The organism is Parerythrobacter lacustris (assembly GCF_024626475.1).
GTDB lineage: Bacteria > Pseudomonadota > Alphaproteobacteria > Sphingomonadales > Sphingomonadaceae > Parerythrobacter_A > Parerythrobacter_A lacustris.
Map to the genome: position 1 here is coordinate 130,206 of NZ_JANKHH010000006.1, position 20,718 is coordinate 150,923.

At 61.7% G+C, this 20,718-nt stretch carries 16 protein-coding genes; 6 read left to right on the top strand and 10 right to left on the bottom strand.

Features of this window, described 5'->3' with window-relative positions:
- Window positions 1–54: 54 nt before the first annotated feature.
- The 3 genes from dnaN to NSO95_RS11830 all read left to right on the top strand — a co-directional run bounded on the left by dnaN (window position 55) and on the right by NSO95_RS11830 (window position 2,691).
- Window positions 55–1,182: a DNA polymerase III subunit beta gene (gene dnaN, locus NSO95_RS11820; protein WP_257596471.1), complete on the top strand. Its 1,128-nt coding sequence runs from the start codon at window positions 55–57 to the stop codon at window positions 1,180–1,182.
- A gap of 2 nt (window positions 1,183–1,184) precedes the next feature.
- The gene (locus NSO95_RS11825) at window positions 1,185–1,532 is read left to right on the top strand and encodes a hypothetical protein (protein ID WP_257596472.1); all 348 of its coding nucleotides are present in this window, start codon (window positions 1,185–1,187) and stop codon (window positions 1,530–1,532) included.
- 85 nt (window positions 1,533–1,617) lie between these two features.
- On the top strand, window positions 1,618–2,691 hold the full coding sequence (locus tag NSO95_RS11830; protein ID WP_257596473.1) for a DUF2855 family protein: 1,074 nt from the start codon (window positions 1,618–1,620) through the stop codon (window positions 2,689–2,691).
- A gap of 2 nt (window positions 2,692–2,693) precedes the next feature.
- On the opposite strand, the gene NSO95_RS11835 is transcribed toward NSO95_RS11830, so the two are convergent.
- From NSO95_RS11835 to NSO95_RS11875, 9 genes are all read right to left on the bottom strand, one after another.
- Window positions 2,694–3,104: a hypothetical protein gene (locus tag NSO95_RS11835; protein WP_257596474.1), complete on the bottom strand. Its 411-nt coding sequence runs from the start codon at window positions 3,102–3,104 to the stop codon at window positions 2,694–2,696.
- 2 nt (window positions 3,105–3,106) lie between these two features.
- On the bottom strand, window positions 3,107–4,117 hold the full coding sequence (locus NSO95_RS11840; RefSeq protein ID WP_257596475.1) for a zinc-dependent alcohol dehydrogenase family protein: 1,011 nt from the start codon (window positions 4,115–4,117) through the stop codon (window positions 3,107–3,109).
- A 126-nt stretch (window positions 4,118–4,243) separates the two neighbouring features.
- Entirely contained in the window at window positions 4,244–5,995 is a 1,752-nt protein-coding gene (locus NSO95_RS11845; protein ID WP_257596476.1) for an N-acyl-D-amino-acid deacylase family protein, read from the bottom strand.
- 70 nt (window positions 5,996–6,065) lie between these two features.
- A complete protein-coding gene (locus NSO95_RS11850; RefSeq protein WP_257596477.1) occupies window positions 6,066–7,550 on the bottom strand; it encodes an MFS transporter in 1,485 nt (494 codons plus the stop codon).
- A 70-nt stretch (window positions 7,551–7,620) separates the two neighbouring features.
- Complete coding sequence (locus tag NSO95_RS11855; protein ID WP_257596478.1) at window positions 7,621–7,947, bottom strand: hypothetical protein; 327 nt, start codon at window positions 7,945–7,947, stop codon at window positions 7,621–7,623.
- Between the two features lie 28 nt (window positions 7,948–7,975).
- A complete protein-coding gene (locus NSO95_RS11860) occupies window positions 7,976–9,298 on the bottom strand; it encodes an FAD-dependent oxidoreductase (protein WP_257596479.1) in 1,323 nt (440 codons plus the stop codon).
- A complete protein-coding gene (locus NSO95_RS11865; protein ID WP_257596480.1) occupies window positions 9,298–10,134 on the bottom strand; it encodes an alpha/beta fold hydrolase in 837 nt (278 codons plus the stop codon). Before NSO95_RS11865 ends, NSO95_RS11860 begins: the two co-directional genes overlap by 1 nt.
- A gap of 42 nt (window positions 10,135–10,176) precedes the next feature.
- Window positions 10,177–11,871, bottom strand: coding sequence for a PHA/PHB synthase family protein (locus NSO95_RS11870; protein ID WP_257596481.1), 1,695 nt, complete (start codon window positions 11,869–11,871; stop codon window positions 10,177–10,179).
- Window positions 11,872–12,211: 340 nt separating this feature from the next.
- Window positions 12,212–12,340, bottom strand: coding sequence for a hypothetical protein (locus NSO95_RS11875; RefSeq protein WP_257596482.1), 129 nt, complete (start codon window positions 12,338–12,340; stop codon window positions 12,212–12,214).
- A 97-nt stretch (window positions 12,341–12,437) separates the two neighbouring features.
- On the opposite strand from NSO95_RS11875, the gene NSO95_RS11880 reads away from it, so the two are divergent.
- From NSO95_RS11880 to lepA, 3 genes are all read left to right on the top strand, one after another.
- The gene (locus NSO95_RS11880; protein ID WP_257596483.1) at window positions 12,438–14,741 is read left to right on the top strand and encodes an EAL domain-containing protein; all 2,304 of its coding nucleotides are present in this window, start codon (window positions 12,438–12,440) and stop codon (window positions 14,739–14,741) included.
- Between the two features lie 95 nt (window positions 14,742–14,836).
- On the top strand, window positions 14,837–17,059 hold the full coding sequence (locus NSO95_RS11885; protein ID WP_257596484.1) for an EAL domain-containing protein: 2,223 nt from the start codon (window positions 14,837–14,839) through the stop codon (window positions 17,057–17,059).
- A gap of 61 nt (window positions 17,060–17,120) precedes the next feature.
- Window positions 17,121–18,938, top strand: a complete 1,818-nt coding sequence (lepA, locus tag NSO95_RS11890; protein ID WP_257596486.1) for a translation elongation factor 4 — start codon at window positions 17,121–17,123, stop codon at window positions 18,936–18,938.
- 260 nt (window positions 18,939–19,198) lie between these two features.
- Here the strand turns inward: lepA and NSO95_RS11895 are convergent, their stop codons facing one another.
- Window positions 19,199–20,653, bottom strand: coding sequence for a hypothetical protein (locus tag NSO95_RS11895; RefSeq protein WP_257596487.1), 1,455 nt, complete (start codon window positions 20,651–20,653; stop codon window positions 19,199–19,201).
- Between the last annotated feature and the right edge of the window lie 65 nt (window positions 20,654–20,718).

The following is a 20,718-nucleotide window of genomic DNA, read 5'->3' on the forward strand; positions in this document are numbered from 1 at the left end:
TCCGGCCCCTGACACGCAGGGGGGAACCCTTTCCGGGCGCGCATGGGGGATTTGATGAAGGCCACTATCGAACGCGCTACCCTGCTCCGCTGCCTCGGCCATGTGCAGTCCGTGGTGGAGCGGCGCAACACCATCCCGATCCTGTCGAACGTGCTCATCGATGCCGATGCGGGCGGCTCGCTCAAAGTCACCGCGACCGACCTCGACCTGCAAGTGGTCGAGAATATGGCGGCTGCCTCGGTCGAGGCTCCGGGTGCGATTACCGTGTCGGCGCACCTGCTGTTCGACATCGCGCGAAAGCTGCCCGACGGCAGCCAGGTCAGCCTCGAGACGGCGGACAACCGGATGACGGTCAAGGCCGGGCGCAGCCGTTTCTCGTTGCCGACTCTGCCGCGGGACGATTTTCCGGTAATCGTCGAAGGCGACCTGCCGACCAGCTTCGAAGTCCCGGCGAAGACGCTGGCTGAACTGATCGACCGTACGCGCTTCGCGATCAGCACCGAAGAGACGCGCTATTACCTCAACGGTATCTTCCTGCATGTCGCGGAAGACGACCGCCCGGTGCTCAAGGCTGCGGCGACCGACGGCCATCGGCTTGCGCGCTTCACGCTCGACCAGCCGGCCGGTGCCGAGGGGATGCCCGATGTGATCGTACCGCGCAAAGCCGTGGCCGAACTGCGCAAGCTGCTCGAGGAAGCGTCCGACGGAAACGTGCTGATCGACCTTTCCGCGAGCAAGATCCGCTTCACCATGGGTGGCGAGGGCGGGGTGGTGCTGACCAGCAAGCTGATCGACGGCACCTTCCCCGACTACAGCCGCGTCATCCCGACCGGCAATGACAAGCTGCTCAAAATCGACCCGCGCAGTCTCTACGAAGGGGTCGATCGCGTCGCGACCATCGCGACCGAGAAGACGCGTGCGGTGAAGATGGGGCTGGAGAACGACAAGGTCACGCTCACCGTCACCAGCCCGGACAACGGCACCGCGGCGGAAGAAGTCTCGGCGGACTACTCTTCGGAGAATTTCGAGATCGGCTTCAATGCGGGCTACCTCAAGGACATTCTGGGCCAGATCGATAGCGATACGGTCGAACTGCACTTGGCCGACGCCGGCGCGCCGACGCTGATCCGCAAAGACGAGAAGAGCCCGGCGCTCTATGTCCTGATGCCGATGAGGGTATGATGATGAAACGATTTCTGCTGGCCCCGGCCTTGCTGCTTGCCGCCCTGCCAAATGTCGCGCAAGCGGCAACGCCGGGCGAAAATCTCGACTGCGCGATCTGGACTTCGGTCAAGATGGACGAGATGACCGACCCCGAAGTGGTCAACGGCCTGGGGTTCACCCTCAGCTGGTTCATCGGCCTCTACGAAGGGGCGACCGGCACTGCGATCGACAATGCAATGGTCGCGCGCGCGGCAACCATGACCGACGCGGAATTCGGCCTGCTCGACGCGACCTGCCTTTCACGGATGGAAGGGTTCGGCAGCAGGCTGAGCGAACTCGCCAACCGGCTTGCTGCGCAGGGCAACTGATAGCTCCGCCAAATCCGGGCGAAGTCTGAAGTTCGACCGTTGAAATGATTGGCTGCGGAGCGTCTCCGCGCACAGGAGGCTCCCGATGCAGCAAGTCCATGTCCGCAAGAACCAGCTGACCGAGGCGGCAGTCGTGACGGTCGAGCCGTCGCCGTTACCAGACGGTGCGGTGCGCCTGTCGATCGAAAGCTTCTCGGTCACTGCCAACAACGTCACCTACGCGGTGATTGGCGACATGTTCGGCTACTGGAATTTCTTCCCGGCTCCGGGCGAGCTTGGCATTGTGCCGATGTGGGGCCATGCCACCGTGGTGGAAAGCAACTGCCCCGATATCGCCGTGGGCGAGCGGGTCTATGGCTATTTGCCGATGGCCGATATGCTTGACGTTGTTCCGGGCAACATCTCGAAGAGCGGGTTCGTCGATACCGCAGCCCACCGCCAGCCGATGAGCCCGATCTACAACCAGTATTCGCGCCTTGCCGCCGATCCCGAGCACGATCCAGCGCGTGAGGGCGAGCGGATGATCTATGGCCCGCTGTTCAAGACCGGCTTCCTGATCGAGTATTTCATGCGCCGCGAAGCCTGGTTCGGGGCGGGGCAGCTGGTGCTGACCAGCGCATCCTCCAAGACCGCGATGGGGCTGGCCGCGGTGGCCAAGCAGAATTCGCCACAGGTGAAGCGGATTGGGCTGACTTCTGCAGGCAATGTGGCATTTGTCGAAGGCACCGGGCTGTATGATGCTGTGCTGGCTTACGGCGACATCGGGTCGCTCGAAGTCGTGCCGACGGTCTCGGTGGATTTCGCCGGTAGCGCGGGGATCCTTGCCGGACTGCACAATCACTTTGCCGACGCGCTCAAATACTCGTGCATGGTCGGCGTCACCCATGTCGGGGAACGCGGCGGAATGGAGGATCCTGGTCTTCCGGGTGCCAAGCCGACACTGTTCTTTGCCCCGGACCACGCGCAGGCGATGTTCAAGGAGCTTGGCCCGCAAGCGGCTGGCGCGGCTATCGGCGGGAGCTGGGGCCAATTCCTGGGTGCCGTCGAGGGCGCGATCACAATCGAGCGGCGCAAGGGGCTCGCGGCCGCACGCGAGGCGTTCCTCGCCACCCTGTCGGGCGAAGTCGATCCCTCGGTCGGGATTGTGATCGAGCCTTAAAGCTAACGTGCGATAATGCCGTAAGCTATCCCGACCATAACGATCACGATCGTAGCGAACTCGGCTGGGCGAGGTACGCCCTCCTCGCTTGGCCGGAACACCGGCGTGCCGGGCCGGCGGTAGATACGCAGCCAGAGCAGGGCCACGCTCGCCGCGAGGGCGATCCAGAACAGGTTGGACAGCCATTGGCTCACCAAGGCCTCGGCAGGCGTTGAGTAGGCCTTGAAACCTCTGAATTCATTCAATTGAACGAACCCGTTCGCCGGATCGGGCTGGCGCGGGCGCTCTTGAGACAGCCAGCTCGTGTATTCCGCCGAAACAAAGAACAGCACGACAGGAATGTTGATCAATAGGGCTCTGACCGTTTCGCCGTAGAAGCCGCCAACGTACGACTCCGGTTCCTGCTGTTCCAAGTTCAAATATCCACGCAGATCTTGCCAAAGTGCTTGTTCGCCGCTTGGTGACGGAAGGCATCGGCGAGGTTTTCCAGCGCGAAGTGGTCGGAAATCTCCGGCACCAGCCCATTGGCATCGATCGCCGCGATCATGTCGAGCTGTTGCTTGCGGCTGCCCACAGTGAGGCCCTGCACGCGCAGGTTCTTGGCCATCAGCAGCCCCGTCTGCACCGGTCCGGCGAAGCCCGCCAGCACCCCGATCAGCGCAACATGTCCGCCGACCCTTGTGGCGATCATCGATTGGTCGAGCGTGCCCGCGCCGCCGATCTCGACCACGCAATCGACCCCCTTGCCGCCGGTGATGGCGAGCGCCTGTGCGCCCCAGGCCTGCACTTCCTTGTAATTGATCAGATGGTCTGCGCCGAGCGCCTTCAGCCGCTCCAGCTTCTCGCCCGAGGAGCTGGTGGCGATCACCTGCGCCCCCGCCATCTTGGCGAATTGCAGCGCGAAGATCGACACCCCTCCGCTGCCCTGCACCAGCACGGTGTCGCCCGGCTTGATCGCATTGTCGACGAACAGCGCGCGCCACGCAGTGAGGCCCGCGCAGGTCAGCGTCGCGGCCTGCGCCGCGTCGTAGCCCTTGGGCACGCGGGTGAACCAGTGGGTCGGCGCGGTCACGCTCTCGCGGGCGTAGCCGTCGATCCCGTCGCCCGGCACGCGGGTGAAGGCGCTTTGCGGCGGGGTGCCGTCGAGCCAATCGGGGAAGAAGGTCGACACCACCAGATCACCCACGGCATATTCGGTCACGCCTTCGCCCACGGCGGTGACTTCGCCCGCGCCGTCCGACATCGGGATGCGACCTGCCGCCGACGGGATCATCCCAACGACGACCGCGAAGTCATGGTAGTTGAGCGAACTCGCCCGGATGCGGACCGTTATCTCGCCCGGCCCCGGCGCGGGGGCCTCATCAATGTCGACATACTCGAGCGTGTCGAGCGTGGACGGCTGGCCGCCCGTGCGAATGACTTTCATTTTCTCGGTCCTTACAACAGCCGTTAGCCCTGAGCTTGTCGAAGGGCGAAGGGTACCAATGGAGCGCCAAGATGCTTCGACAAGCTCGGCACGAACGGAGGTTGGAATTGAGTCGTGAGTGCGAGGTTACTCCGCCGCCTCCAGCATCTCGACCCGCTGCGGGCCGCGGATCAGGCCGCCCGGGGCTTCGCCGGTCCATGTCCCGTCGCGGAAGGTGACCACGCCGTTCTTGATCGTGCAGACATAGCCATCGGCCTTCTGCAGCAGCCGCTTGCCGCCCGCCGGAAGGTCGAACGCGAGCCACGGCTTGCCGAGCTTGAGCTTGTCCATGTCGATGACGTTGATATCTGCCAGATAGCCTGGGGCGAGCACGCCGCGATCCTCCAGCCCGTAGAGCCGCGCGGTATCGGCGCATTGGCGTTTGATCGCGTTCTCCAGCCCGATCGTGCCGCGCTGGCGGTCGCGCACCCAGTGCTGGAGCATGAAGGTGGGTGACGCGGCATCGCAAATGGTGCCGCAATGCGCGCCGCCGTCTGAAAGCGAATTCACCGTGTCGTCCGACTGCTGGAGGTCCATCAGGAAGTCGAGATTGCCGTCGGCGTAATTGAGGATCGGCAGGTAGATGAAGCCCTTGCCGTCGTCGCGGCACAGCAGGTCGTAGGCGTATTCGTCGCCCGAAACCCCCGCCTTCGCCGCGCGGGCCATGATGCTCTCCTCCGCAGTCGGTTCGTAGTTGAAATCGGGGTCCATCTCGAACTGCATGTTCCAGCCGCCACAGACGACCATGATCAGCCCGATGATATCCTGGTTGACCTCCGAAAAGTCGTGCGTTTCGGACAGCATCTGCGCCTTGAACGCGGGGTCGAGCAGCTTCGCCTTCTGCTGCTCCCATGGTAGGCCCTCGATTTCCTTCCAGCTCGGCTTCAGGCGGAAGGGATGCACGGTGCCTTGCCACGCCATGCAGATGCCGTTGCCGCGCAGCGCGATCTGAGCGACGATATTGGCGCCGTTGTCGTTCTCCGCGCGCATTGAGGCGATCTGTTCGTCGAGCGGCATCTCCTTGGCGATCGATTGCAGCGCGGCGAAGGTGACCGGCAGCCCGGTCTCGCGGCTCATCTTGCCCATCCAGCCGAATTCGTCCCATTCGCGCATCATGTCGCTCGCCATTTCGAACACGCCGTGGCCTGCGCGGCCCATCGCGCGGCCGATTTCGACCAGCTCTTCCGCCGTAGCGGTGGTGCCGGGGACGACCTCGCCGTCGATATCGCGGTGGAGCACGGTGCGGCTGGTCGAGAAGCCGAGCGCACCCGCCCGCACGCCTTCTTCCACGATTGCGGCCATCGCCGCGATATCCTCTTCGGTCGGGATCGCGCCGGGGCGCTCGCGATCGCCCAGCACATATGCGCGAACCGAGCCGTGCGGCACATGGGTGCCTACATCGACCGTGCGCGGCAGTTTCTCCAGCGCGTCGAGATATTGGGGGAAGGTCTCCCAGTCCCAGCTCATCCCTTCGGCCAGCGCGGTGCCGGGGATGTCCTCGACCCCTTCCATCAGCCCGATCAGCCATTCGTGCTTGTCCGGCTTGGCGGGGGCAAAGCCGACCCCGCAATTGCCCATCACTACCGTGGTGACGCCGTGCCAGCTCGAGGGGGCCATTTCCTGATCCCATGTCGCCTGACCGTCGTAATGGGTGTGGATGTCGACGAAGCCGGGGGTGACCAGCATGCCGGCAGCGTCGATCGTTTCGGCGGCGTCGCCGCGAATGTCACCCACTTGTGCGATCAGGCCATCCTTGATGGCGACGTCGCCGGTGAAGCGCGGTCGGCCGGTCCCATCGACGAGGGTTCCGCCCCGAATGATCAGGTCGAATGCAGGCATGGTGGTTGTCTCCTCTCTCCAGAGAGAAGGTTTCACATCGGGACCGATGAGTCCAGACCTGCGATAAGCCTCAGGCCGCGTTTTCGTGCGGCATCTTGACAGTTACGAGGATCGCCAACCCGATGGTGAACAGCAGCGAGATCGAGGCCATCCCGATCCGCTGGCTGTTGGACCACAGGGTGAAGTACTCGACCAGCAGTGGCCCCATCCACACCGTGATCGTTCCGGCGATGGCATAGAGCCCGAAGAACTCTCCGCTCCGACCCGCCGGGGCAAGAGTAACGAGCATCGTCCGGCTGCCCGAAATGCTCGCCGTTGCGGTGACGGCAACCACGCTGATGAGGGCGAGGTAAACAAGATCGGAGAGAGTCTTGAACACCATCCCGTCCCATACCTGATAATTGGCAATGATCCCGAAGCCGAGACTCTCGCGCGTGATGCTGAGCTGGACAAGCATCGCCATCACCATGCAGACGATCTGGAACACCAGCGCACGCTTGACGCCAACCCGGGCTTCCAGCCAACCACCGAAGATGCCCCCGGCAAATGCCCATGCGCTTGCGTATATTGCATAGCACAGCATCTCCAGGACGCCCCATTCGAGGAAAAGAGCAACATACACCGCGCCGAGTGCGAGCAGCGCAGCCATGGCATCCTGATAGAACATCCGTGCGACGAGGAACTTCATCAGTTCGCGGTACTTCGCGGCCTCGCGCAAAGTTTGCACCACACTGCGCGCACCGTCGCGGATTGCCTTCGGCCAGCTTGCTCCGCGTACGCCGGGGTCCTTGGCGTGGAGGAAGAACGGAATCGAAAAAAGCGCCAGCCAAACGGCACAGATCGGCCCGGCGATGCGCATATGCTCGAAGTTCGCCATATCGAAGCCGAATTGCGGTTTGGCAAAGGGCCACTGGACCATACTCGGGAGGACAAAGAGGAAGACCAGTGCAGCGAAAATGAGCGTTGCGGCAAGGTTGCCCAGTCCAAGCCCAAGGCCCGAAATCATCGAGAGCTTGCCCGGCCCACCCGCTACGCTCAGCATCGCATTGTGGGTGACCTCGGAATAGGTGTAGCAGGCATAGGCGGTCGCCAGCAGGATCATGATCCAGCCAGTCGAAAAACCCTGTCCGCCCGGCATCGCGAACCACAACAGCGCCGAACAGACGACAATCAGCCCAAGAAAGATTGCCAGCACAGGTTTCAGCCGCCCGCCGCGATCGAGCGCCGCGCCGAGAAAAGGAGCGGTCAACGCGGTGGCGAGCCCGGCCCATTTGGTAACTGACGCAATCGTTGCCTGACCCTGTGCATTGGCGGTCGCGCGCGCCGTTGCCGGATCGAGCCCGTCGAGCTCGCCGCTCGCCAGCAGATCGGCCCCGATGATGTCGCGCGCGAAATAGGGCGCGAAGATGTAGATCACGATCAGGATGTAATAGGGATTGCGCGCCCATTCGAAGGTCGCCCAGGCGAAGCCCGTGCGGCCAAGCGGGCCGCCGGTGCCGTGCGCGGGTCTGGCACTTATCGGACGGACTTCGGGCGCTGGATCGATGATCGTCAAACCGAATTCCAGCAAGCGATGAGCACTGTGAGCGGCACGAACATACCGCCCACGCTACCACAATGCCCCACTAGATCGTCCCGCAGCTATAGCCGCCGCCAAAGGTTTCTTCATCGGCTGGCGGTGTGACGCTGCAACGCCAGTCTTCGACGACCCCGGATTCCGCGTCTTTGATCTGGACTTGACCCTCGAAGCTCCCGTCGCCTTTGGCCGTGAGCGTGCCGCCGACCACCTCGTCCCCGTCCTCGGCCTGTTCCTTGGTCAGATAGGCAAGGGCACGTTCTTCTGGAGTGCCTTTAGCCTCCTGATCGGCACCCGTGCTTTCGGCATCGGAGCCGCAGGCCGCGAGTGACAACGCCAGCAATATCGGCGCGCTCGCCGTTCCCATCCATTTCATCTTTCTCTCTCCCTTTACCAGTGCCGGATCAGCGGGATTGCCGGGCGGCGATCATCGCCTGAACGTCGACGAATTTTTCGCGCGGCGCGCCGTCGCGGGCGGCGGCTTCTTCGGCCTGTTCGATCTTCTTCCAGTCGCGGAAGGTGACTATGTCGATCCCGCGCTGCGCCGCAAGTTCATCGAAGCCCTCGCGCCCCAATCGCGCGCCCTTGCCGATCGCGCCCGCGGTCAAATCCTCGGCGATTCTCTCGACCACCGATCCGCCATCGGGGCGGTTGGTGCCGATCGTGCCCGAGGGGCCGCGCCGCGCCCAGCCGACGCAATAGAGACCGGGAAGTATGCGACCCTCGTCATTGGCGAAACGTCCCTCGCGCTCGTCGAACGGGACGCCGGGGATCGGGTTGGTGCGGTAGCCGATGCAGCATACCACGAGGTCGGCCGGAACGGTGTAGAATTCGCCGGTGCCGCTGGCGCGGCCGGCATCGACGACGGTTCGTTCGATCTTCACCCTCTGCACCGTGCCTTCACCTTCGAACGCGACCGGGCTGGCGAACATATCGAAGTCGATCTCGATTGCGGCGTCGGCGTGGACGCTCTCGGGGATCGCGGCAAAGCTGCGCAGATGCGTGACCGACTTGCGCAGGCCTGGCTCGAGGACCGCATCGTCCGCTTCGTCAGGAAGATCGGCCGGATCTACGCGCGGGCTGGCGCGCTCGAGATGCATCAGCTCGCCCAGCTCCTTGGGGGTCATCATCACCTGATGCGGCCCTCGGCGGCCAAGGATGGTGATCGAAGCGATCTTGCTGGCTTTAAGCGCGTCAAGCGCGTGACGCACGATGTCGGACCCGGCAAGTTCCGCTTCTGTCTTGGCGAGGATGCGCGCGACGTCGAGCGCGACATTGCCCATGCCAATCACCACCGCGTGCCGGCCCGAAAGGTCGGGATGGAGACCCGCAAACTGCGGATGGCCGTTGTACCAGCCGACGAAAGCGGCGCTGCCGAAGATGTTGCCGAGCTCTTCGCCCGGCAAGCCGAGCTGGCGATCGCGCGGTGCCCCGGTGGCCAGCACCACGGCATCGTAGAGACCTTGCAATTCGGCAATCGATACTTCCCCGCCAATCGTCACATTGCCCACGAAGCGGACGTTGTCGGTCAGTGCGGTCTTCTCGTAGCGCTTCGATACCGCCTTGATCGACTGGTGATCGGGCGCGACGCCGGTGCGGATCAGGCCAAAGGGAACGGGAAGCGCATCGAAGATATCGATCAGGACATCGTCACCCCAGTGCTTCTGCGCGGCTTCCGCCGTGTAGTAGCCTGCGGGGCCCGAGCCGATGATCGCGACGTGCCGCATCAGGCCGCTTCTTGTTGCTCCGGCAAATCGGGCGGGTCGAGATGCGCGCGGATCTCGGCGATGCTCTGGTCCTTGTGGCTGAGCAGAAACAGATGCCCGCCGCCCTCCATCACCGCCAGCCGGCTGCCGGGAATCAGGCTGGCAAGGAACTTGCCGTTGATCAGCGGCACGATCTGGTCGTCGTCGCCCATCAGGATCAGCGTCGGCTTGCGCAGGAAGGGGAGGGCGGGCGCGCTGGTCCAGCCGAGCATCGCCAGCAGCTGGTAGAGATAGCCGCGGGGGCTGGGCGGCGTAAGGCGCGACATATGCCCCTGCTTTCCCGGCCCCTTGCCGAGGCCTTCGCCATAGAGGGTCTCGAAGTTCTTGAGCATGAAATCGGGGTCGATGTAGCGCCGCGGGTTGGCCATTTTGGTCAGCGCTTTGGGGCTGCCCGGCATCATCAGCATGCCCGCGCTGGTCGCGATCAGCACCAGCCGCCGCGTGCGGCCCGGGTGCTGGATCGCGAAGTGCTGCGCCATCCCGCCGCCCCAGCTGATCCCCATGACGTCGACGACATCGAGCCCGAACCGGTCGAGCACCTGGGTCGCGGTCCACGCCATGGTCATCGTATTGTAGGGCACCAGCGGATCGGGTGAGCCGCCGATTCCCGGCATGTCGAACATGATGAAGCCGCGGTCATCGAACGCGTTGGCGAGGGGAGCCACGGCCTCGATGTTCGCGCCAATCCCGTTGAAGAACAGTATCGGCGGATGTTCGCTTTCCATATCGAGGCGCCACCGCGCTATTCGCAGCGTTCTCCCGCCAACCGTTTCGAGCGAAACTTCAGCGGATTTCATCGGGTCCGACAATCGCAGGTCCTCATTCTGGCGAGCCGGAGCTCAGCGTTGTTCGACTACATACAGGCCAGGGGCCGGATCGGATGGCTTGTAGGTCTTGTTACCCACCGATTTCGGCGCGGCCTTCGATTTGCCCGAGCGTTTCTGCACCCATTGCATCCAGTAGGGCCACCAGCTTCCGGCGACTTCCTCGGTGCCCTTGAGCCATTCATCGGCGGTCTCGGGCAAGTCACCGTCACTCTTTTGGAGATAGTATTTCGCCTTGGGGTTGCCGGGCGGATTGAGGATCGCCTGCATATGGCCCGAATGGCTGAGCACATAGGTCACATCGCCCGAGCCGAACAGCTGCGTCGAGCGATAGGTCGCTTTCCACGGGGTAATATGGTCGGTCACCCCGCCGAGGATGAAGAGGTCGCTGGTGACTTTCGACAGATCGATCTTGTGATCCACCATCTCGACCTCACCCTTGCGGGTGAAGGCGAGCGTTTCGAAGATATGCAGGAAATCGCCCATCAAAGCAGCCGAAAGGTTGGTCGCGTCGGCATTCCAGAACAACACGTCGAACGCCGGCGGATCCTCGCCCAGCAGGTAGTTGTTGATCACGTAGTTCCAGATCAGGTCGTTCGGGCGCAGCCAGGCAAAGCCGCGCGACAGGTCGTCTCCCTTGATGATCCCCTTCTTCGCCGCGCGGCGCTTGGCCAGGGCCATGCCGTTCTCGGTCACCAGCGAGCCGGCTTCGATATCGTTCTGCTTGGGATGCAATACGCACACCATCAGGGTGAGCGCGCCGAGCAGGTCGTCGCCATCGGCCGCCATCTTGCTGGCCAGCATCGCGGCGGTCTGCCCGCCCGAACATCCGGCCGAGACATTGACTGTCTTCGAACCGGTGATCTTGGCCACCGCCTCCATCGCTTCGCGGCAGGAACGGATATAGTCCGCCATGTCCCACACGCCCTGTTCCTTCGACGGGTTGCGCCAGGAAATCACGAAGGTCTGGATGCCATTGTCGAGCTGGTACTTCACCACCGACTTTTCCGGAGACAAGTCGTTGATATACATCTTGTTTATCTGCGGCGGGATGGTCAGCTGCGGGGTTTCGTAGACCTCGTCGGTGGTGGGCGCGTAATGGATCAGTTCCATCATCTCGGTCCGCAGGACGACCGCGCCCTTCTGGGTCGCGATGTTCTCGCCCAGCTTGAACGGCTTCTTGTTGACCTGGCTGACCATCCCCTTGTTGTGGACGATGTCGTCGTAGGCGTTCTTGAGACCCTTCACGAGGCTCAGCCCGCCGCTGTCGATCAACCGCTTTTGCGCGGTGGGGTTGCCGGCCAGCGTGTTGGTCGGCGCAAGGCTGTCGATGATGATATTCGAGATGAAATTCGCCCGGTCACGCTCAAGGTCGTCGAGCTCGAGATCGGCCAGCCAGCTGCGCATCCCCTTCTGCACGGCGAGGTAATATTGCGCGCCGGCACGGAAGAACGGGTTGTACTGCCACGCCGGGTCCATGAACCGCTTGTCGCGCGGATCGGGCGTCAGGTCGGACTGGCCGGTCATGATTCTGATCATGTCCTGCCCCATCGATTGGGCATGCTTTATCGTGCGCTGGGGGTCGGTCGCGGTCTCGCGCAGGAGCAAAGCGATGGCTCCGACGAAGTCTTCCCGCGCGAGGCCGATCAGCGGCCCAAGTGCGGTGGTGGATTGTGCGGCTTCGTCTGCGAGCTTCGGACCCTTGGCCATGGCCTCTCCTGCGGCGTTTATGCGTTCTGTTCCCAGTTCATGCACAGCAAGCCGCAACTTGGCAAGCAGGTCGCTCAAACCCGCAGGTTTCCGCGATTTCTATGCGGTTGGTTAACTGTTTTTCAAAAGCCTTCGGGCATCGCGCATGGATGGGCGGAATCCAACCGCGAAAGCAGGCCGGAAAAGGCATCGCGGCGGCGCAGCAGCGCGCGCCTGCGAAATTGCGCGCGGTTCGGACAACAGAGCCCCACGCGAGCGATGCTGATCGGCGTTCAGGCGAACGTCGCGTAGAAGATACGGCAACACGTTTGGCTAGCCGCTCGCCTGCTCGCCACAAACCTCATATCCTGCCGTTGGATTGGGGCTGGATGGCTGCGGTGATTGCCGCCTGCGTAATGGTCTCGGCTTTGGCGAGCAGTGGCTTGCCGTCGGTGCCGGTTGCAATTGCGGCCACGGTGGGTGCAATCATGGCTTTGGCTGGAGGGCGGCTAGCGCGACTTGAGCGCGAGCTTGAACAGCCAAGCCGGGGAGTCGAGGTGCTTGCCTGGATTGCGATATTGGCTCCAATGGCGACAATCGGCTTCGTAGTCGGTGATTGGTCGCTCCATGGGGCGCTCGACTGGCGATGGGCGTGCGCGGGATTGGTTACCACAACCGCATTGGCGGCAAGCCTTCTCAGTGGCAGGATCATCCAGCAATTGTCGAGCCAGGCGGTGTGCTGGCTCCCGGTAGTCGCTCTCGACGGACAATTTGCATCGTTTGCTGCACTGGCAGTGGGTGCCATATGCTCGGTGCTTGTCGGGCAGCACCAGCTCAAGCTCGCGTATCGCCGATCGAAGCGGGACCAGGAACGCGAGCGCATCCGCAATCGTGCCGAGGACATTCTGCGTGACTATGAAGAGACCGGCCAGGGCTGGTTCTGGGAGACCGATCGGCGCGGCCTGCTCAGCTATATCTCGCCTTCCGCCGCAAGCACTTTGGGCCGGTCGAGCGACGCTTTGGTCCAGCGACCCTTTATCGACCTGTTCGACCTGCGGGCAGATGCCAGTGACGGGGAACGAACACTTACGTTCCACCTCTCGTCAAGGTCGTCGTTCAAGGAGCTGGGCGTCAAGGCACGGGTGATAGGCGAGGATCGCTGGTGGTCGATCAGCGGTCGTCCGGCCTATGACAGTTTTGGCAATTTTCTCGGGTTCCGAGGATCCGGAACCGATCTTACCGAGAAAAAGCGCAGCGAAGAGTCGGTCCACCGGCTCGCGCAGTTCGACTCGCTGACCGGTCTGGCGAACCGTTTCCAGATGCATCAAAGCCTGGAGAAGATACTTCATTCGCCGGTAGAGGCGCAACGCGAATGCAGTGTTTTTCTGCTCGATCTGGATCGCTTCAAGCAGGTCAACGACACGCTTGGTCACCCGGCAGGCGATGCTCTCCTGAAGCAGGTCGCTCAGCGCCTCGAGCGCACCGTCGGCAAGGAGGGGCGGGTCGGCCGGCTGGGGGGAGACGAGTTCAAGATCATCCTTCCCGGCCGCGTGTCGCGTGAACGATTGTCCCAGCTGGCGCAGGAGATCATTGCCTCGTTGTCGCAACCCTATTCGATCGAGGGGCAGCGGGTGCAGATCGGTGCATCGATCGGTATTGCGATCGCACCGGAGAATGGGGGCACGACCGAAGCCATTATCCGCAACTCGGACCTTGCTCTTTATGCGGCCAAGGATGGCGGCCGCGGACGTTTCCACTTCTATTCCGACAATTTGCATTCGGCAGCGGAGGAACGTGCCAGCCTCGAAGAGGCCCTGCGTGACGCAATCGCCAACGGCAGCTTCGAACTCCACTACCAGCCGGTGGTCAATGCGGCCGACAGCAACATTGCCGGCTTCGAGGCGCTGCTTCGCTGGAATCATCCGGCCAAGGGCTGGCTCTCGCCCGACAAATTCATTCCGGTAGCCGAAGAGGCTGGCCTCATCCTCGCGATCGGAAGCTGGGTGATCCGCACCGCTTGCGCCGATCTCGCCCGGTGGCCGGAGGACGTCAGGTGCGCGGTCAACGTCTCGCCTCTGCAGTTTTCCGATCCGCAGCTCCCGTCAATCATCACCAACGCGCTCGCCGCCGCGCAGATCAATCCTTCGAGACTGGAGCTGGAGATCACCGAGAGTGTCTTCCTCGGCGACGACGCGGGAACGGACGCGATGTTCACCGCTCTGAAGCGCATCGGGGTCCGCCTCGCACTCGACGATTTCGGGACCGGCTATTCGTCGCTGGGCTATCTGAAGAGGGCGCCGTTCGACAAGATCAAGATCGACCAGAGCTTCGTGCGCGGCGCGACCCAAGCAGGGAGCCGCAATGGTGCCATCATCACATCGATAACCAGTCTGGCGAAGTCGCTCGGCATGGATACGACGGCGGAAGGGGTTGAAACGCTCGACGAGCTCGAACTGGTTCGCAATCTGGGTTGCAGCCATGTCCAGGGCTATATCTATTCGAAGGCTGTGCCGTTCGATGCCGCGCTGGGCTATATCATCGATGGTCCTGCCATGCGGGCATCCGGATTTCGATCCGCAAGGCCGCCGCGCCAATCGGTCCTGCGCAAGATCGTGCTCGAGCACGACGGACAGTTCTACAATGGCACCATACGTAACATTTCGGGTGGCGGCGCGATGATCGAAGGCCTGTGGAATGTTCCGCCCGGGACGCGATTCAATATCGCTATTCATGCGAACTTGATCGTCCGTGCGGCTTCGATCTGGAGCAAGGAACATAGGATGGGAGTCAAATTCGACACACCGCTCGAAGTCGATAATGTCGGCATGCCCAGAATCGGCAGCGAAGAAGACCGCGCGCCCGTACGCCGCATGGATCAGGACGCGGCGTGATTAACGCGAGTTCAATCAAATCCGAGTATCACACCGCGAGGGATCGCAGGTCAATGAATTCGATTTTTACGCGACTAGGGGATTGTTGCTAGGCGATGGGCAAGGCTGGATTCTTCGCGAAGATGGCTGGTGCGCGCCAGGTGGAGGCGGCCGAAGAAGAGCTCGCACCCATCGCTGCGACCGATATCGCCGCGCGGGTGGGGCTGCTCGATACGCTGGAGGAACTGCGCCTCGGCTGGTTCTGGGCGACCGACGCCAAGGGCAGAATGATCTACCTCTCCGATTCGGCCACGCAAGTCATAGGCGGGTCGGCACAGTCGGTGATCGGCAAGCCACTCGGCGAGTTGTTCGTGGCAGACCGGCATGACGATCCTGACCGGGCAGAGCGACCCCTACCATTCCTGATCAGCGCCCGTCATTCGTTCGCGGATTTGCCTGCCCGGCTCGCCATAGCGGGTGGCAAGGATGAATATTGGTGGTCGATCACTGGCAAGCCCCATTTTGACAGTGAGGGGAACTTTCTCGGATACCGGGGTGCGGCAAAAGACATCACCCTGACGCGCGAACGCGAGCGCGATGCGTCGCGACTTGCGCAGTATGATACACTGACCGGTCTGGCCAATCGTCACCGGATGGAGCGCCGGTTGAAAACGACGTTGACCGCCTACAAGGCCGCCAAACGCAGTTGCGCGCTGCTGATGATGGATCTCGACCGGTTCAAGCAGGTCAACGATACGCTCGGGCATCCGGCCGGCGATGAACTGCTCAAGCAGGTTGCCCAGCGGCTGGGGAAGGTGATCGGAAGCGAAGGCGAGATCGGGCGTCTGGGCGGGGACGAGTTCCAGGTCATCCTCCCCGACATCGATGATCGCGGCCGCTTGGGTGATCTGTCGCAGCGGCTGATCCAGATGATCTCCCAGCCCTATTCGATCGACGGCAACCGCGCGATTATCGGGGCATCTGTCGGAATTGCCATAGCCCCATACGATGGGCTTGAAGCAGACGATCTGGTCAGCAGCGCCGATCTCGCTCTCTATGCCGCCAAAGGAGGGGGGCGCGGGCAGTTTCGCTTCTATTCGAGCGAACTCAAGGCCGGCGCGCGCTTGCGCAAGCAGATTGAAGAAGACTTGCGCGATGCGATCCAGCAAGACGAGCTGGATATGTACTACCAGCCGCTGGTCGAAGCCGGCACAGGGCTGGTGCGCGGATTCGAGGCCCTGATGCGATGGAGCCATCGCGAAAACGGCTGGATCAGCCCGGGGACGTTCATACCGATCGCCGAAGAAACGGGCGTCATCAACGATCTCGGGGACTGGGCGCTTCAACGGGCATGCCGGGACGCCACGGCTTGGCCGGGCGAACTTACGGTATCCGTCAACGTGTCTGCGGTGCAATTCTCGAATGTCGACTTTTCGTCGAACGTACAGCGGATTCTCGAGATCACTGGTCTTCCCGCTGCGCAACTAATCCTCGAGATTACCGAAAGTGTATTCATGGCCGATCCGCATGCGACCCAGCGCATGTTCGAAAAGCTGAAGCGCCTGGGTGTCGGTCTGGCGCTCGACGACTTCGGGACCGGTTACTCGTCGATGAGCTATCTGAGCCGTGCGCCGTTCGACAAGATCAAGATCGACCAGAGCTTCGTCCGCGGTGCGACCGAGGACGGCAACAACAACGCTGCCATCATTACCGCGATCGTCGGCCTTGCGAAAGCGCTCGGGATGGAAACCGTCGCCGAAGGGGTGGAAGCGCAGGACGAACTCGATCTCGTGACCAGACATGGTGCGACCCTGATCCAAGGCTATGTCTACGCCAAGGCCTTGCCTCAGGACGAAGTCTTGCAGCGCCTTACCCTTGGCGGATTCAATTACGAAGTGATCGGCCCGTCGAAACACCGGGCTGAGCGCAAGACCGTGTTCCGGCGGGTCGGTGTGATCCACGAGGATCATCGCTACGAAGCCATGTTGCGCAACCTGTCGCGTACCGGGGCGATGATCGAGGGCATTCTCAATGTACCGAAGGGCACCGATCTGGTGCTCGATCTGGGCGAGGGTCAGCTGGTCGTCGCGAAGGTTCGAAGGTCCCGCGACGCAATGCAGGGTCTCGAGTTCGAGACCGCACTGGTCAGCGATGGAGCGGACGGATTGTGCACCCGGCATCGCATCTCGCCCTATTCGCTGGCTGCGGCGGGGATGCCGTTGCAGGCGTTGCCGCCGGGATATTACCCGCTGGTGGGGAACGATCGGCAGGACGGTCCGAAGTCGCGGCCGCAGTTCATGGAAGTGCAGACCAGCTTCTCCACCAAGCGCGGCATCTGATTGCTGACATTGCATCCGGTCGCGGCTAAGGGGCGGGCGAACTCCCTTTGACTGATAGCTGATGACCGACCTTTCCAAGATCCGCAACTTCTCCATCATTGCCCATATCGACCATGGCAAGTCCACCTTGGCGGACCGGCTGATCCAGCACTGCGGGGGCCTCACCGAGCGTGAGATGTCCGAGCAAGTGCTTGATAACATGGACATCGAGAAGGAGCGCGGGATCACCATCAAGGCCCAGACCGTGCGCCTCGCCTACACCGCGCGCGACGGCGAGACCTATGAGCTCAACCTGATGGACACCCCCGGCCACGTCGACTTCGCCTACGAGGTCTCCCGCAGCCTCGCCGCCTGCGAAGGCGCGCTGCTGGTGGTCGACGCAGCCCAGGGGGTCGAAGCCCAAACCCTCGCCAATGTCTACCAGTCGATCGAGCACGACCACGAAATCGTCCCCGTGATCAACAAGATCGACCTCCCCGCCGCCGAGCCCGAACAGGTCCGCATGGAGATCGAGGAGATCATCGGCCTCGACGCGTCCGAAGCCGTGCTCACCAGCGCCAAATCGGGCATCGGGATCGAGGAGGTGCTCGAAGCCGTCGTCGCCAAGATCCCGCCGCCCAAGGGCGACCGCGACGCGCCGCTCAAGGCCATGCTGGTCGACAGCTGGTACGACCCCTACCTCGGCGTGGTCATCCTCGTCCGGGTGATCGACGGCGTGCTCAGGAAGGGGCTCAGCGTCAAATTCATGCAGGGCGGCACGCAGCACCTGGTCGACCGGGTCGGCTGCTTCACCCCCAAGCGCACCGACCTGGCAGACATCGGCCCGGGCGAGATCGGCTTCATCACCGCGCAGATCAAGGAGGTCGAGCAGGCCCGCGTCGGCGATACCATCACCACGGTGAAGAACGGCGCCACCCAGGCGCTGGCCGGCTACAAGGAAGTCCAGCCGGTGGTTTTCTGCGGCCTGTTCCCGACCGATGCGGCCGACTTCGAGAAGCTGCGCGAGAGCATCGGTAAGCTGCGATTGAACGATGCGAGCTTCAGCTTCGAGATGGAAAGCTCCGCCGCGCTAGGCTTCGGCTTCCGCTGCGGCTTCCTCGGCCTGCTGCACCTCGAGATCATCCAGGAACGCCTCTCCCGCGAATACGACCTCGACCTCATCACCACCGCGCCTAGCGTCGTCTACCGCATCAGCCTCGGCCACACGAAGAACGAGGACGCCAAGGTGATCGAGCTGCACAACCCGGCCGATTACCCCGACCCGAGCCGGATCGTGGAGATCGAGGAGCCGTGGATCAAGGCGACGATCTACACGCCCGACGAATATCTCGGCAGCATCCTCAAGCTGTGCCAGGACCGGCGCGGCATCCAGACCGATCTCACTTATGTGGGCGGCCGGGCGCAGGTGACCTACGAGCTGCCGCTGAACGAGGTGGTGTTCGACTTCTACGACCGGCTGAAGAGCATCAGCCGCGGCTATGCCAGCTTCGATTACGAGCAGATCGGCCTGCGCCCCGGCGATCTCGTGAAGATGAACATCATGGTCAACAACGAGCCGGTCGACGCGCTGAGCCTGATCGTCCACCGCAATGTGGCGGAAGACCGCGGCCGCGGCATGTGCGAGCGGCTGAAAGACCTGATCCCGCGCCACCTGTTCAAGATCCCGATCCAGGCCGCGATCGGCGGCAAGATCATCGCCCGCGAAACCATCGCCGCGCTGCGGAAAGACGTGACCGCGAAGTGTTACGGCGGGGATATCACGCGGAAGAAGAAGCTGTTGGAGAAGCAGAAGAAGGGGAAGGCCAGAATGAGAGAATACGGGAACGTCAGTATTCCTCAGGAAGCCTTCATCGCCGCGCTCCGAATGGGTGAAGAGTAACCTCATTCTGAGGATGCGGGAGCGCCCGCAGGGCGGCCTGTCCCCGCGAAGGCGGGGAGCAATGTGAGCATTCCGCAGGAGGCGTTTATCGCGGCGCTCAGGATGGGGGAGGAGTAGGACCCGCTCGTCCTGAGGAGCAGTCGAGGCACTGAGCTTGTCGAAGGGCCGAGCGCGTCTCAAAGGATGCGGATGGGAGAGGAGTGGCTGCTAGATAGGCAGTGGGAACGTTACGCTTCGATAAGTTTGATCTAGGTACGGTTTTAACGTGTCTGCATAATAACTCCAGTGTAAATAAATAGGCCAACCAAAAATACAGATATGATTAGGAAGAAAAATGCTGCTATAGCGAATCCAACAAAAGGTCTCCCCGACTTTCGACCAGCACTAGCGCCTATCGCTCTTGCAGCGGCCGACAGGAAACGGGAAATTCTACCAAAAACAGCGCCATAGGCGATGTCTCTGACGAACGTCTGATAGATGAGCGCTGCTGCCACGAATGCGCTAGCCGCGAACACTAGCGGGTGATCGACGATCCAGCCAAGCACGAAATCTGCGCGTGAAGAGAGCAGCTCATCGCATCCTCTTTCATTTGCAGCGCTCGATGATGTGCTGATCGAACATCTGCTTATTTTCAATCGGAGTGCAGTAGACCAAATAGTAAACGCACCGAGGAGAACGGCGGTTAATCCGGCTAGTATCTGGAGCGATCCGGTATTCCACCACGCTCGCAATCCTTCTAGCGCGGCGACCGACTGCTTAGTGTGGGCAAAATCGTAAGTGGTAAGATCATTGTCGTATCGCGGCGGATGATTCATTGCGCTAGGCCTGAATACTTTCGCGACAGTAGCCTGAAATGCATCGGCATATGCCAGAACGCCTTGGGCTCGCCTCAAGTTTCTAATCGTATTAGATCTCCGGTAGCTGGAGACTACGCGCGCGAGACCCCACAGAGTTTCTCGGCGCCAAGAAACTTCATTTTTCTTTTCAATTTCTGCGCAACAGGATGGATTCGTTTCAAGACGCGTTAAAGGCAATAGTTGATCTGAGTCTGGTGCGTGATGATAATGTGTATGAAGAGTATCTTTTATGAAATAGTAAACTTGTTTGGGGAATATTGTTTCAATCGCATTTCTTGAGGCCTCAGATTCCAGCCAAGCGACGTCCAATTTACAATCTTCAAGCCAAATACGAAGTTCGCCAGTGCGAAATAGAGCAAACCTGTATGGAATAGAGGGGAACCCTCCGTCCTTGTCATCAGTAATTAGATCACTAGCCTCCTGACAAATATCGGTGTGGACACCGACAGCCGCTCCTAGCAGTTTATCGATCTTGTCAAGTGCTCGCTTTCGATTGTTTGCTTCGCGTCTAGCTCTGTTCTTAGGGGTGATGAAAACAGTGCCGCAAAGCATACCCTGCTCGTCTAGAAAGATCCGAACCCGGTTCGCTGGTGGTTGTTCGCACTTCTCGTTGACAAAGGGTATCTGAGCCGGATGCGTTCGCGCTACCATGAGGTAGCTTTGTTCCGCTGCTGGCTTGATGATTCGGACTATTCTGTTTGGAAACGGATAGTCCTGCGCAATCCGATTTTGTCGGACAGCTATTGACCGGGTGCCGTCTCCTTCGAGGCGGTGGTTTAGGGCGTTTGTGTTGGCCCAGCGACCCTTTAGGCCAACCAGACTAGGGTCAGGACCTATTAAATCGCTTGCAAGAGGCATGGTTGGTTGATTCAATGGCAGCGTCAAGGAGGCGTTGGCTATGGATTATCCGTATTTGCTGAGCG

Excerpts from the sequence above, each read along its gene's own strand:
- dnaN (WP_257596471.1), top strand. The coding sequence starts at position 55 with ATGAAGGCCACTATCGAACGCGCTACCCTGCTCCGCTGCCTCGGCCAT.
- NSO95_RS11825 (WP_257596472.1), top strand. The coding sequence starts at position 1,185 with ATGAAACGATTTCTGCTGGCCCCGGCCTTGCTGCTTGCCGCCCTGCCA.
- NSO95_RS11830 (WP_257596473.1), top strand. The coding sequence starts at position 1,618 with ATGCAGCAAGTCCATGTCCGCAAGAACCAGCTGACCGAGGCGGCAGTC.
- NSO95_RS11840 (WP_257596475.1), bottom strand. The coding sequence starts at position 4,117 with ATGAAAGTCATTCGCACGGGCGGCCAGCCGTCCACGCTCGACACGCTC.
- NSO95_RS11845 (WP_257596476.1), bottom strand. The coding sequence starts at position 5,995 with ATGCCTGCATTCGACCTGATCATTCGGGGCGGAACCCTCGTCGATGGG.
- NSO95_RS11855 (WP_257596478.1), bottom strand. The coding sequence starts at position 7,947 with ATGAAATGGATGGGAACGGCGAGCGCGCCGATATTGCTGGCGTTGTCA.
- NSO95_RS11860 (WP_257596479.1), bottom strand. The coding sequence starts at position 9,298 with ATGCGGCACGTCGCGATCATCGGCTCGGGCCCCGCAGGCTACTACACG.
- NSO95_RS11865 (WP_257596480.1), bottom strand. The coding sequence starts at position 10,134 with ATGAAATCCGCTGAAGTTTCGCTCGAAACGGTTGGCGGGAGAACGCTG.
- NSO95_RS11870 (WP_257596481.1), bottom strand. The coding sequence starts at position 11,871 with ATGGCCAAGGGTCCGAAGCTCGCAGACGAAGCCGCACAATCCACCACC.
- NSO95_RS11875 (WP_257596482.1), bottom strand. The coding sequence starts at position 12,340 with ATGATTGCACCCACCGTGGCCGCAATTGCAACCGGCACCGACGGCAAG.
- NSO95_RS11880 (WP_257596483.1), top strand. The coding sequence starts at position 12,438 with ATGGCGACAATCGGCTTCGTAGTCGGTGATTGGTCGCTCCATGGGGCG.
- NSO95_RS11885 (WP_257596484.1), top strand. The coding sequence starts at position 14,837 with ATGGGCAAGGCTGGATTCTTCGCGAAGATGGCTGGTGCGCGCCAGGTG.
- lepA (WP_257596486.1), top strand. The coding sequence starts at position 17,121 with ATGACCGACCTTTCCAAGATCCGCAACTTCTCCATCATTGCCCATATC.
- NSO95_RS11895 (WP_257596487.1), bottom strand. The coding sequence starts at position 20,653 with ATGCCTCTTGCAAGCGATTTAATAGGTCCTGACCCTAGTCTGGTTGGC.